This window comes from Phocaeicola sp. RTP21198st1_B8_RTP21198_201120 (genome assembly GCF_040929485.1).
Classification (GTDB): domain Bacteria; phylum Bacteroidota; class Bacteroidia; order Bacteroidales; family Bacteroidaceae; genus Phocaeicola; species Phocaeicola dorei.
The window spans coordinates 1-12,771 of record NZ_JBCOCI010000065.1 but is presented as its reverse complement, the minus strand read 5'-3'; the positions used below and the strand labels follow the sequence as shown (position 1 = coordinate 12,771).

12 protein-coding genes and 1 pseudogene are annotated in these 12,771 nt (G+C 37.8%); 6 read left to right on the top strand and 7 right to left on the bottom strand.

Translation table 11 applies throughout. The features are described from left to right. Positions 1 to 24: 24 nt before the first annotated feature. Positions 25 to 1,224 carry an efflux RND transporter periplasmic adaptor subunit gene (locus AB5935_RS18150; RefSeq protein ID WP_007850224.1) on the bottom strand — a complete coding sequence of 400 codons (1,200 nt, stop codon included), beginning with the start codon at positions 1,222 to 1,224 and terminating at the stop codon, positions 25 to 27. 494 nt (positions 1,225 to 1,718) lie between these two features. Here AB5935_RS18150 and AB5935_RS18145 point away from each other — a divergent pair, with 494 nt between their 5' ends. Continuing rightward, positions 1,719 to 3,224, top strand: coding sequence for a TrkH family potassium uptake protein (locus AB5935_RS18145; protein WP_007833300.1), 1,506 nt, complete (start codon positions 1,719 to 1,721; stop codon positions 3,222 to 3,224). Between the two features lie 127 nt (positions 3,225 to 3,351). After that, positions 3,352 to 4,704 carry an MATE family efflux transporter gene (locus AB5935_RS18140; RefSeq protein ID WP_007844331.1) on the top strand — a complete coding sequence of 451 codons (1,353 nt, stop codon included), beginning with the start codon at positions 3,352 to 3,354 and terminating at the stop codon, positions 4,702 to 4,704. A 75-nt stretch (positions 4,705 to 4,779) separates the two neighbouring features. On the opposite strand, the pseudogene AB5935_RS18135 reads toward AB5935_RS18140, so the two are convergent. Together AB5935_RS18135 and AB5935_RS18130 are read right to left on the bottom strand one after the other, a co-directional pair. Continuing rightward, positions 4,780 to 6,332: pseudogene (locus AB5935_RS18135) on the bottom strand (pseudouridine synthase). A 47-nt stretch (positions 6,333 to 6,379) separates the two neighbouring features. Then, entirely contained in the window at positions 6,380 to 8,281 is a 1,902-nt protein-coding gene (locus tag AB5935_RS18130) for a hypothetical protein (protein ID WP_038608043.1), read from the bottom strand. 187 nt (positions 8,282 to 8,468) lie between these two features. Between AB5935_RS18130 and AB5935_RS18125 the strand changes: the two genes are divergently transcribed. The 3 genes from AB5935_RS18125 to AB5935_RS18115 all read left to right on the top strand — a co-directional run bounded on the left by AB5935_RS18125 (position 8,469) and on the right by AB5935_RS18115 (position 9,742). Further along, positions 8,469 to 8,675, top strand: a complete 207-nt coding sequence (locus AB5935_RS18125; RefSeq protein WP_007844333.1) for a hypothetical protein — start codon at positions 8,469 to 8,471, stop codon at positions 8,673 to 8,675. A gap of 2 nt (positions 8,676 to 8,677) precedes the next feature. Continuing rightward, positions 8,678 to 9,202, top strand: coding sequence for an SGNH/GDSL hydrolase family protein (locus AB5935_RS18120; protein WP_008656392.1), 525 nt, complete (start codon positions 8,678 to 8,680; stop codon positions 9,200 to 9,202). A 66-nt stretch (positions 9,203 to 9,268) separates the two neighbouring features. After that, the gene (locus AB5935_RS18115; RefSeq protein ID WP_007844335.1) at positions 9,269 to 9,742 is read left to right on the top strand and encodes a low molecular weight phosphatase family protein; all 474 of its coding nucleotides are present in this window, start codon (positions 9,269 to 9,271) and stop codon (positions 9,740 to 9,742) included. On the opposite strand, the gene AB5935_RS18110 is transcribed toward AB5935_RS18115, so the two are convergent. Continuing rightward, a complete protein-coding gene (locus AB5935_RS18110) occupies positions 9,692 to 10,045 on the bottom strand; it encodes an MGMT family protein (RefSeq protein WP_007833311.1) in 354 nt (117 codons plus the stop codon). The genes AB5935_RS18115 and AB5935_RS18110 overlap by 51 nt on opposite strands. A 5-nt stretch (positions 10,046 to 10,050) precedes the next feature. Continuing rightward, entirely contained in the window at positions 10,051 to 10,344 is a 294-nt protein-coding gene (locus AB5935_RS18105) for a nitrous oxide-stimulated promoter family protein (protein ID WP_120053451.1), read from the bottom strand. 97 nt (positions 10,345 to 10,441) lie between these two features. Here AB5935_RS18105 and AB5935_RS18100 point away from each other — a divergent pair, with 97 nt between their 5' ends. Continuing rightward, a complete protein-coding gene (locus tag AB5935_RS18100) occupies positions 10,442 to 10,906 on the top strand; it encodes a MaoC family dehydratase (protein ID WP_007833313.1) in 465 nt (154 codons plus the stop codon). Positions 10,907 to 11,098: 192 nt separating this feature from the next. Here AB5935_RS18100 and AB5935_RS18095 read toward each other — a convergent pair whose 3' ends face one another. Together AB5935_RS18095 and AB5935_RS18090 are read right to left on the bottom strand one after the other, a co-directional pair. Next, entirely contained in the window at positions 11,099 to 12,040 is a 942-nt protein-coding gene (locus AB5935_RS18095; RefSeq protein ID WP_007833314.1) for a GNAT family N-acetyltransferase, read from the bottom strand. A gap of 43 nt (positions 12,041 to 12,083) precedes the next feature. After that, the coding region (locus AB5935_RS18090) for an SDR family oxidoreductase (RefSeq protein ID WP_368327511.1) at positions 12,084 to 12,771 on the bottom strand (688 nt) is incomplete at its 5' end.

The following is a 12,771-nucleotide window of genomic DNA, read 5'->3' as shown; positions in this document are numbered from 1 at the left end:
GGGAATTCGTATTCGGGAGTGAAATTATCCGATCGTATCTTCTTCCTCCGTTTTTTTGTCCTCTACGGCAGGACTTACTTTCACTTTCATGCCTGGATTCAGCTTGTGGTATCCTTCTATGACAATGTCTTCTCCGGGGGCCAAGCCTCTTTCCACCACTACTTGATTTTGGAATTCAGGACCTAATTCAATGAAACGTCTCTCTACTGTAGAATCTTTGCGCATTACATAAATATAGGCGCCGCCTTTTTCTATGATAACGGACTTTAACGGGACTACCGTAGCACTCTCTCTGACATCCAATAATAGTTTTACTTTGGTGAACTGCCCAGGAAGTAATACCCGTTCTGGATTCGGCATTTCGGCACGTACGGAGAATGTACCTGTGCGTGGATCAACTTGCGGTTCGGCAAAGTCTACTAGTCCTTTGTATGGATAAATAGTATTATCTGCCAAAGTAATGGATACATTGGGTTGCCAGGAGCGGGTGGAGTCTTTTTGACCTAAGTTCACATTACGTTCTTTACTTTTCAGATAGTCTAGAGCAGTCATGCTGAAATCCACTAATACAGTATCACTTTTTACTATGGTAGCAAGCAATGATTTGCCACCCGGACCGACTAATGTTCCTAAATCTACGTGACGTTCACTGATATGCCCTGCTAATGGAGAACGAACTATAGTATAACCTAGTTCCAGTTCTGCTTGATCAAGATCGGCACTACTCATAGCTACCGACGCTTCTGCTGTTTCATATGCAGCAGTAGCATTGTCCAAGTCCAACTGGCTGGCAGCGTTTTGTTCATATAGCGGACGGATACGTTCTAAGTCGCGTTTTGCTTTTTGTGCTTGTGCCTCATCCTTTTTCAATTGGGCGCGCGCTTTGTCAGCTTTGGCCCGATATTGATCTTGATTGATAACAAACAGCACTTGATTTTTAGTGACATATGTACCTTCTGCGAAAAGCATTTGTTCTAAATATCCCTCTACTCGGGCACGTACTTCAACGAATTGCTGTGCACGTACGCGTCCTACATATTCACCATATATTTCCACATCGTCTTGCGTTGCTGGTGCTATGGCAACTACTGGAAGTTCCGGCATCTTTGCCGGTTGATGGGAAACAATCAGGTAAATCCCGATAACTAGTCCAATACCTATTACTACAAGCGCTGTTCTTTTCTTTTTTAGCGCAATTTCTTTGTGTGTAAAAAATAGTTTCATACTTTAGTTTTGTTATTGTTTAAGATGCCATCAGTAGAAATACAAGCAGCGTGCCAAACTATTGTAAATAGTCTTTCCTATTCATAATCAGTGCTTTATTTCTGTCTTTTGTTGATAGGGAAAGTGTGGAAAATAGGCAACAGCTGTAGAATAATTCCACAGTAGGCGTAATTAAATTTAGTAGAGGATTATCGATTTGGATGCAAAAATAGTAAAATAGTGGGTAATCTTAAAATATTTATTCACTATTCATTATAATGAGGAAGATGTTATAGTGTTAGCAGATATGTATGCAATTTAAATTTTGCTTGAGATCGTCGTATCTGCAACCTTATTGTTTTGAAAACACGCCCCCTTTCATTTTGAAAAGGGTTGTGTTTTTCTTTTTTATGACTGAATATGGTATCTGTTTGTTTATCAGGAGATTATAATCTGCTTTTTCATTTTGGCATAGTATTCGCTATATACTTGTCAAATATAAAAGGTATAAAAAGATGGGAGAATTTTATAATCCAGATAAATTATATAAAGGTGGAAGCCGAAATAATAGCTTGATAAATAAAAAAATGATATTCCGTGTATTGGGAGTATTACTTTTTATTGAATCTGCTATGTTTCTGCTTTGTGCGGCTATTTCCTTATGTTACGGTGAGCAAGATTATCAATATTTTCTATATACCATTCTTTTGAATACATTGGTCGGTGGAGTTTTGCTAATTTGTAGTAGAGGTGCTGAGAATCGACTAACACGACGAGATGGGTACTGTATTGTAACTTTTACTTGGTTTTTGTTTACGTTGTTTGGAATGCTACCTTTTTATTTTAGTGGAGGAATCCCTTCAGTGACAGATGCTTTTTTTGAAACCATGTCGGGTTTTACTACTACAGGAGCTACTATATTAGATGATATAGAATCTCTTTCACATGGCCTGTTATTTTGGCGTAGCCTGACACAATGGATAGGTGGCTTGGGTATTGTTTTTTTTACTATTGCTGTGCTTCCTATTTTCGGGGGAGGAACTATACAACTTTTTTCAGCTGAGGCTATCGGAGTGACGCACGACAAAACACATCCTCGGATTGATGTGATGGCTAAGTGGCTGTGGATGATATATGCTATCCTTACAGTTGTAGAAACTATGCTGCTGATGATAGGAGGAATGAGTTTTTTTGACGCGGTATGTCATTCATTCTCTACAACGGCTACAGGTGGTTATTCTACTAAACAAGCCAGTGTGGCTTATTGGAATTCTCCGTTTATAGAATATGTAATAGCGATATTTATGATTCTTTCGGGTATTAATTTCTCTCTCTATTTTATGTGCCTGAAAGGGAAGGGCAAGCGTCTATTTCAGGATGATGAATTCCGTTGGTTTATGAAATCAGTAAGTATTCTGACGCTTGTTATCACGCTTGCCTTAGTTTTTCAGAATCATTATGATTGGGAAAAGGCATTCCGCAGGGCTCTGTTTCAAGTGGCTACGGCACATACGTCATGCGGTTTTGCAACGGATGATTATAACTTGTGGCCATCTTTTACATGGATGCTTCTTATTTTTGCTATGTTGTCGGGTGGATGTACGGGGTCTACTAGTGGGGGAATCAAAAACATGCGCCTTATGATTCTGGCGCGTAATATCAAGAATGAATTCAAACGGATGCTGCATCCTAGGGCTGTATTGCCTGTTCGTGTGAACCGTCAGGTTATATCGCCTTCCATTATTGCTTCGGTGAATACATTCTTTGTATTTTATTTGTTTTGTGCTTTGGTCGGATGGACACTACTGATGTTTTTCGGGGTGGGGCTGACTGAGGCGATGAGTACGGTTATTTCTAGCTTAGGCAATGTGGGACCGGGGTTAGGGGCATTCGGTCCTGCTTTTTCGTGGGCGGCGTTGCCCGATGCTGCTAAATGGGTATTGTCGTTCCTTATGTTGATAGGGCGTTTGGAATTGTTTGCTGTGTTGTTGCTTTTCTATTCAGGATTTTGGGAAAGATGATAGTTCTCCGAGAAAAATTGATATGTATCATTTAATTAATGGGTATTCGTTGAAATGAAGTTCTAGAATATGTATTTTTACAAAGGATGGTATATATTTGTGCTCGAATTTACAATACATTCATGTTATGGCGACTTCGAGAGAGATGACTTCGGGACGTCCGTTCCCTTTGATATTGAATTTTGCTTTTCCTTTATTGCTGGGTAATTTACTTCAGCAGACTTATTCCTTGATGGATGCTGCTATTGTGGGTAAGTTTCTTGGAATTAATGCTTTGGCTTCTGTAGGAGCTAGCACTTCGGTGGTGTTTTTGATATTAGGCTTTTGCAATGGCTGTTGTGGTGGTTTCGGTATTCCAGTTGCACAGAAGTTTGGAGCAAGGGATTATGGTATGATGCGGCGTTTTGTGGCAGTTAGTTTACAATTGGCAGCGGTGATGTCTGTGGTAATTGCTATTGTGACTAGTATGTTTTGTTCGGATATTCTTCAGATGATGCAGACCCCGGAGAACATCCTTGAGGATGCTTATTTTTATTTGCTGATTACTTTCATCGGGGTGCCCTGTACCTTTTTCTATAATTTGCTTTCAAGTATTATTCGTGCATTGGGTGATAGCAAGACTCCGTTTTGGTTTTTGCTTTTTTCTACGATATTGAATATTTTGCTTGATCTTTTTTGTATTTTGGTACTTGATTGGGGAGTTGCGGGAGCGGCTTTAGCTACGGTATTCTCACAAGGTGTTTCGGCAGTGTTGTGTTATTTGTATATGATGCGTCACTTTGAGATTCTGAAGGGGACTTCGGCAGAACATAAATTTCGAGGAGCGTTGGCAAAGACTTTATTGTATATAGGTGTGCCGATGGGATTGCAGTTCTCTATTACTGCTATCGGCAGTATTATGTTGCAAAGTGCGAATAATGCGTTGGGTACTGCTTGTGTGGCTGCTTTTACGGCTGCTATGCGTATTAAGATGTTTTGTATGTGTCCACTTGAGAGTCTGGGTATAGCTATGGCTACTTATAGTGGACAGAATTACGGTGCAGGAAAGCCGAAGCGTATCTGGCAGGGAATCAAGGCGAGTGTATTGATGATGACTATTTATAGTGCTTTTATGTTTGGAGTCTTGATGTTGGGAGCGCGTACTTTTGCCTTGTTATTTGTTGACCCTGTGGAATGGGAGATTCTGAAGGATACGGAACTGTTTTTGCATATTTCCGTTTCTTTTTTTCCGGTTTTGGGTTTACTTTGTATCTTGCGTTATTCCATTCAGGGGGCGGGCTTTACCAATTTGGCTATGTTGTCGGGGGTATCCGAAATGATTGCCCGTATAATGGTTAGTCTTTATGCGGTACCAGCATTGGGCTATTTAGCTGTTTGTTTTGGTGACCCTACGGCATGGATATTTGCAGTAATTTTTTTGATTCCCGCATTTATATATGTGTATGGAAGAATAAAACGGATGCCACCTCAGGAATGGTAAAATACTAATTTAGTGTGTGAGGTGCTGAAAATATTTTTTTCGGCACCTACAGATAAATTTTCTGAGCAATAACTATCAGAAATTACTTTTCTTTTCTACAAAAATTATTTTTTTAGTTATAGGATGAACAAACTCTAAACTTTCAGCATGTAAATAAAGCCTGTCTGCTTTTCGTCCGTAAAGTTCATCTCCTCGTATAGGACAATGTAATCCTTCCGGATGGGCGGCATGTACTCTTAATTGATGTGTCCGTCCTGTTAATGGATGAAAGGCAATAAGTGTTCTTCCTTCTTGTTCGTTTAAAACCCGATACAGTGTGATAGCGGTTTTTCCATGTTCATGATCTACTATTTGTCTGGGCCTGTCAAGAGGATTCATACGGAGGGGGAGTGTTATAGTCCCTTCTTTAGAGGGAATCTTGCCATCCAATAAGGCAATATATCGCTTTTTTATCATTCTATTCTTGAATTGTGCTTGCAGATGCTGATGTACTTTTTTGTTTTTTGCTATCAATAACACACCGGAAGTCGCCATGTCCAATCGGTGGACTATCAGAGGACCTGTGGCATCTGGATAAAGTGTCTTTATATGTTGATAGACAGAGTCGATTTCTCCTTTTCCTGGAACCGAGAGCATTCCTGCTGGTTTGTTGACTACGACTAGGTAATTATCTTCATATACTATCTCTAATGGTATTTCATGATAATGTTTTTTCAACAAGGGGTTTTCTTCCACTTCCAGTCCTTGTAACATATGTTTCAAGATAGGTTCGCATTTCCCTTTACATGCTGGATAGTAGTATCCATGATGTCTTATTTCTGCTTTTGGAGAATCTCCCCACCAGAATTCTGCCATGGCAATAGGTTTTAATTGATGCTTATAGGCATACTGGAGTAATTTGGGAGCAGCACATTCACCGGCTCCGGCTGGAGGAAATTTTTGTATAGTTTGTGCAAAAATACGACATAAATCTTTTGTTTCTCCACGGGCGTTTAGTATCTGAAACTGCTCAAATAGTTTTCGTTGCAAAGTGGCAGAACGTTTTTTTCTTTCCACATTTTTTCCATGCGTTTTAATTCAGCTTTTTGAAACTGGCTTTCGCGTATCATTGCAGCTAATTCCTTTGCGTCGGGAACTCCCGTCTTACGCCGGATTTCTCTGTTTTTTTTAGCGGATTTGAAAAATTCTTTAGCTTCTGTCAATTCCTGCTGGGACTGCATTGTTTCTTTTTCAATTTGTCGGAGCAAATCTATGTAATGGGGATCGTTCTGTGTCTTTTTAATGCGTACATTGATGGCAGATATATGTTCTTCCTCTATTTTGAAGAATCCTTGTGGTTGTAACAAATCATAAATTGGTGGGACGAAGAAAGGATGATGGCTTTTACTAGCCAATGTTCCTGAAAATGCGGCCAAATAACCTATTTTATTCTCGGGTGTTTGTACAATTAGAACGCCAAACATTTTTCCTTGTTGCAATTCTTTTTGCCATTGGGATTGACTTGCCAGATAGGCTTGTACTTCTTTAGTCGCTATTATGCAAAGTGGATGAGGGGTATAGTGAAAAGGATAAGTGAACTTATCGGGTAACTTTATAGCGGCAATGGAATTCTTAAAAAAATGTATCATAATTCGTTTAATATAGTTGATAATGATTCGTTCTTCTTGTGAGGTTATTATGCGGGCAAGTCGGAATGGATAATAAAGTTTTTGTTTAATTCCTGTAATACTTCAGTTAACTGTTTTTCAGCCTGTAACGGGAATATAGATATACGATTTAAGATTAGGATGATATCACGTTGAAAATTGCGGAGTTCTATTATTTTTATAAGCGTTTCTTTCTCTCTTTTTACCATATAATTCCCTTCTATTTTGTTCGTGTCTACATTGCTTTCTATTTTGAAACCGCTAGTTGTTTTTATGACGGTTATTTGTGGCTCTTCTTTTCGAATTGTGATTTGTCTTTCAGGATTTTCGTCCGAAAATACCAAAGGATATCCTACCAGCTGCATAATAGGCTTGGCGCCACTGAAGCGCATACGGCTTTTTTCTTCCCAATCATTAGAAAGTTTTTTAATACATAAAGTTAATGCGTGATCTGTTTCATTCATCTCGGACATACCTTGCTGAAAAGTAGTGAGTGAAATGATACGTCCTTTACTCCATACAATGCCGTCCTTTGATTTTTGTAAGTATGGATTAATGTTGTTGTGTCGGTCTATACGGTAAATAATCCGGCTTTGTGATTCGGAACTTTCTTTTTTTTCTTTGTTTTTGGGTGAGAGTTCTTTGGATTTATCTAAGAGTAATGCAAGAACTCTTTCCCATTCATTCATTTTTTGAAAGGGAGGGAGTAAAGGGGGAAAGCCTATTTCTTGAATCAGACAGTCTGCTTTGCCAATGTAAGGAGAGAAATCTAGAGAGCATTCCAATTGTAATAACTTAAGATGATCGGCGTCAATGAACTGCTGTATTTCATCATTACTTATGTTTAGTTTTATTTTTTTCTGAAGTTGATAATGATGTGTTATAAGCATAATCAGAACTTTGACTAATGGTGAAAATTTGTCGTAATTATAGAGAATATGTTCTATGGCTGATTCCATTTTTTCATTTAAAGCATAAAGGGCAAGTAGTTGGGCAGGCATCATTTCTGATGGAAGATAATCTCTCATAAATAAGTTTCGCAATGTTTTTTTTGACTCGATGGTGGAGTCGTTTAGTAAGGCAATGGTATAGAAGAGATTGAGCAATGCGTTGTCAAAGGTTTTAGTATTCATTCCTTTCAATGATTGAGAATAGAGATCAAGAGCTTTGCTGAGATCGCCTCTATATTGGTGATAAATAGCATGGTAATACATACCTTCGGGCATATCAGTAGAAATTTTTTTGGGAATTTCGTTGATGTGTCCGGGTAGGATATATTGGTAAAATGCAAATTCCAATTTATATTTTTCTCGGATTGTCGGTTCTATTTTTTCATTTTCAAAGTATCCGTTTATCATACAGGTTATGTTGGGATGAAGCAACCCTGATGCCCATATATATTTGTATTCGTGAAAAAGAGTGTCGATGATGTATATGGGAATATTTTGAAAAAAAGGCATCCATTCGGGAAAGGTTGGCATATGCATTAATATGTAGCGTAACGGTTCGAAATCAGCGTAAGAAGGGAGTTGACTTTTTAAATTTTTTCCTAGTACATAATCCTGAATGATGATAACCCACTCTTCTTTTCTCCAGTTATTTGAGGGAGAAAGCCGGGAAGAGATGAGGAAAGCTGGTTTTTGAGGACTTTTCTTCATATCTATAAGAAGTTGCAGCTGGATGTCAGCCTTCAACATATAGTGTATGTCTCGTGGCCCTTCTGCTGTTAAAGGGAATATTTTGTTTTCATCTTCTAGTTCTTTCAAAATACTTTCTATTTCTTCCGGAGAGAAATTGAATATTCGGCTTATTTCACGGATTTCATGGTAGAGGGCAAAAGGTTTGATTTTCCATGATAGATATTTCATTATTTGTTCTTTGTGATCAGATTTTGTAATATAATCTTTTTTTCTGTCTAATTTTATTTCCATAGCTACACTTTTATTTTGCGGTTTTATATTCTTGGGCAAAGATAGGTATTTTCTTGCCAATAATCTTTTTATGTTGTGCAAATTCACTATGGATGCTATACAACTGATTTTTTTTCTATTTTTGTCGATGATTTATAAGAAAAATTGGGTGTTGGTTTGTTATTTTGGATAAAAAAAGAAAGTAGGCATGAGAAAATTGTTGTGTCCGCAATGCAAAATTGCAGGGTTATACGTTAAAAATGAGAGGAAAGAAAGGTTGTTAGTTTATGTATCGGATGAAGGAGAAGTGGTACCGAGAAATTTGGAAGAGAATATGGAAGGGTTTGATTTAACTATTGTCTATTGTTTGGGGTGTTCGTGGAGTGGCTCTCCAAAAAGACTGGTGAGGAGGTAGGTATGGAAGGAAAACTTAAAATTTCATTTATTGGTGATAGTCACATTGCTTATTGGCCGTTTGAGTCTTATTTTCCCAAATGGGAATGTTACAATTATGGTGTTCCGGGGAAAGGGCTGGATTATGTGGAGATGTTTCATAAGGATGTTTCGGATAGTTATGTGGTTGTTCAATTGGGGACTAATGATATTTATAATCTGAATACAGAAAATATGGATGTTTATGTGGAGAGGTATGTGAAGGCGGTTGGTGCTATTTCTTCTCGTGGTACTTATTTATTCTGTATCTTTCCGCGTAATGATTTTATGGATGGCACAGCAGTGAACTGTTTTATAGCTTTGTTAAATGGAAAAATTAGAGAGAAGATAAAGGAAGAAACTAATGTTGTATATTTAGATGTGTTCGACAAATTGTTATTGAATGATAAATTGAATCCTGATTTGACCATTGATGATTTGCACCTGAATGGAGCTGGATATCGGATATTAGTTTATACCTTGAGAGATCTTTTTTTGACAGATAGATAAAGAGAGTATTTTTATGTTAGTAGGGATGAATGAAAATAATCATTGAATCTAAATATAGAAATAGCGATGAATATTTTATTAGTGAGTAATAATGACATGTGTCGTAGTCGTATGGCACAGAAGATATTATCTTCTTTTGGACATGGTATAAGGATATTTACATCTGGAGTTCTGCCGGGAAGAGTGATACCATCTTCAGTGGTAGGGGTGATGGAACAGAATGGATACGACTGTTCTCGTAAGAAAGCTAGTGATGTGGATATATATTGTCATCAGCCATGGGATTATGTGATTACTCTCTGTGAAGAAGCGAAGGAAGTGGAGGGTGATTTTAATAAGGAAGTGAAAAACTGGAAGCATTTTTCTTTCGATGACCCGTTTCAGCATGTTTATGGGGATGAAACCGAATTGGAATATCGTATTTCCGAACTTTATGAAACGATGTATTGTGAATTATATGAGTTTTATCGGGATGAACTGAGTGAGCAATTATTGCCACGTTGTACTTGTGGGGCTAATACCTATTGTCGATGTGAGTGAACCAGTAGTGTCCCATAGATGTTTGGGCATATTGACGCATCCATTGGGCTTGAAGGTGATCCCTTCTTTTTCCAATAATTCTTTTTGTTTCTGCCAGCCGGGAACTAGTCTTCCTTGGCTGTTTACTACCCGATGGCAAGGAAGATGTTGTTCTTCTGGTGCATGAGATAAAGCTTGTCCTACCATTCGTGAACATTGGGGCTTGCCTATAAGCTGTGCTATTTTTCCGTAAGTAGAAACATTGCCGTAGGGGATTTCTTTTATAATGCTATATACTTCTTTATAAAATTGTGCTCTGTCCATTCTGTTTATTTATGAATGAAATGCTTGATAGTTGTTATGGGATGAAAAAAAATCATTCGCGGACCAGCATATCGCATTACTTCTCGCATTCGTTTCTTCATTTCTGGTTTATAACAATGTATGGGACAGTTGCGGCAAGTCTTTTTTTGTTCACCGAATGTACAATGCTCTAATCTGTTATGTGCATAATGCAATAACTGCTGACAGGTTGGGCAAAGCTCTTTATTGCTTTCCTTGTACCGACAATAAATTCGGATCATTTGTTCTGCGGTACGTTGTTCTCTTTCAATAATTCTCATCTGTAATGAAGTTTTTGTGTGAATAAGGTGCAAATATAGGACTATTTTTTCTTATTTTTGTATTCAATTAGTGTATAACCTTTAAAACAAAGAAATAATGGATAAAGTTGTTGTTAATTCGTACGAGGATTTTGAGAAGCTGCTAGGACGGCAGATTGGTATTTCCGACTATGTGGAAGTGTCGCAAGACCGAATTAATCTTTTTGCAGATGCTACCTTGGATCATCAGTGGATTCATGTAGATACAGAACGTGCTAAAGTGGAAAGTCCTTATCATAGCACTATTGTACATGGTTACCTGACTCTTTCGTTGCTTCCACATATGTGGAACCAGATTATAGAAGTGAATAATCTGAAAATGATGATCAACTATGGTATGGACAAGATGAAATTTGGACAGGCTGTTCTAGCAGGTCAGAGTATTCGTATGGTAGCAAGTCTTCATTCTTTACAGAATCTGCGTGGCGTAGCCAAGGCTGAAATTAAATTTACAATTGAGATAAAAGACCAATCGAAGAAAGCACTTGAAGGCATCGCTATTTTCCTGTATTATTTCAATTGATTTTTTCAAATAATGTCTGAAGGAGAGTTAGGTGTATTTTTATCGTTCTTGGATAAATGTTTTTACCCAAGAACGATTGCTTTGTTTTGATTTTTTTTAGACGCGTATATATCCTTTTGGAGAAGTTAAGGATTAACAAAATTAATAATGAAGCAGAATAGGTATTTAATGATCATCTATAAAATGAAAAACTTATTTTAGGTTGTTTTTCTCTAAATAATAACACAAATGATCATATATTTTGCCATCATAGCTCACTTCGGCTTGATGGAGAATGCCTTCGTATGCAAACCCCATTTTCTCCAAAACACGTTGTGAACGTTTGTTTTGAGGATAACAATTTGCACTGATCAAAGTTAATCCTAGTTTGTTGAAGCCATAGTCCAAGACAGCAGAGGCGGCTTCAAATATATATCCTTTTTCCCATTGGGCTTCGTCTAGCCAATAACCTATCATTCCGGTATTTGAATTCTCTCTCTTAGGGTCTGGTAGAATTCCTATAGCTCCTATCAGAAGCTGGTCTTCCTTTCTAGTGATGGCCCATGTGTTTTTTTGTGGTATAAATATTGTTTGAAGAATTTTCAGAGATTCTTCCAGCGTGTCATGAGGCTTCCAACCAGCATTATTTCCTAGGTTGGGATTCTGGCAACAGTTAAAAACAGCTTCTGTATCATTCTCTGTAAAAGGACGTAAAATAAGTCGCTCAGTTTCTATTACATGATTTCTCACAGGAGGGTATTCCTGCTTTTTTTTGTAAACACACTCTATTCGGTTTCCATCTGGATCTAGTACCACACTTTCAAAATAGCCATCTCCTGAAATGCGAGGTTCACCTACGATATGGTATCCTTTAGTACGTAGCTGTTCCGTTAGTGATAAGATAGCTTCTTGGCTTTCAAAAGAAAAAGCTAGATGAGTCAATCCCAATCTGTTTTCTTCTATCGGAACATTTTGCACGTCAATCCTACTCATCAACTCTAATGTAGCACCACTTTCAAATGAAATGAAGTAAGATTCAAAACCTTTTTGGGAATTAATGTATTTTTCATTACTTGTTCCGTTAAAGTAACGAGTGTAAAATTCCCTTAATTTTTCCAGATGAAATGTCCAAATGGCGATATGATGTATTTTCATGAGTGATTATTTATTCATTATAGATATTTTCTTTAGTTCGTTTTTATTCCAAATAAATCATCTTTTTGGTCATTCCACCATCGATGATGATATTTTGTCCATTGATGAAGTCATTCTCTTCTTGACATAAAAATAAACACATGCGTGCTATGTCTTCCGGTTTGCCTACTCGTCTTGATGGATGTTGGGCATGATCTTCTGGGCGTAGCCGTTCGTAATCATTGGTCTGAATCCATCCCGGCGAAATACAGTTTACGGTGATATGAAAGTCGGCAAGGGATAAAGCAAGTGCATGGGTCAGTGAATAGATTCCTCCTTTGGAAGCCGCATAGCTTTCGCTTCCCGGTTCGCTCATTAAATAACGGGTGGAACAGATATTGATAATTCTGCCATACGGGTGATTTTCTGCTTGGGATTTGCGATGTAAAGCTAATGTGCGTGAGGTGATAAATACAGGTCGCAGATTGATGGACAAAATTTTATCAAAATCTTCCACGCTGGTTTCTGTGATGGGAGAAAATTCGCTTATTCCGGCATTGTTGATAATGATGTCCATATCCCCCCACTTTTTAAAAAGTTCGTGCATACAGTTCTCAAGGGATTCTTTATCTCTTACATCGGTATGGTAGAAAATTGCTCCGGTCTCTTTGGCTGTCTGTATTCCTAAATCCTTATTTTTGTCACAAAAGGCGACTTGGTATTGTGAGTTGCAGAAAGCTTTCACAATGTTT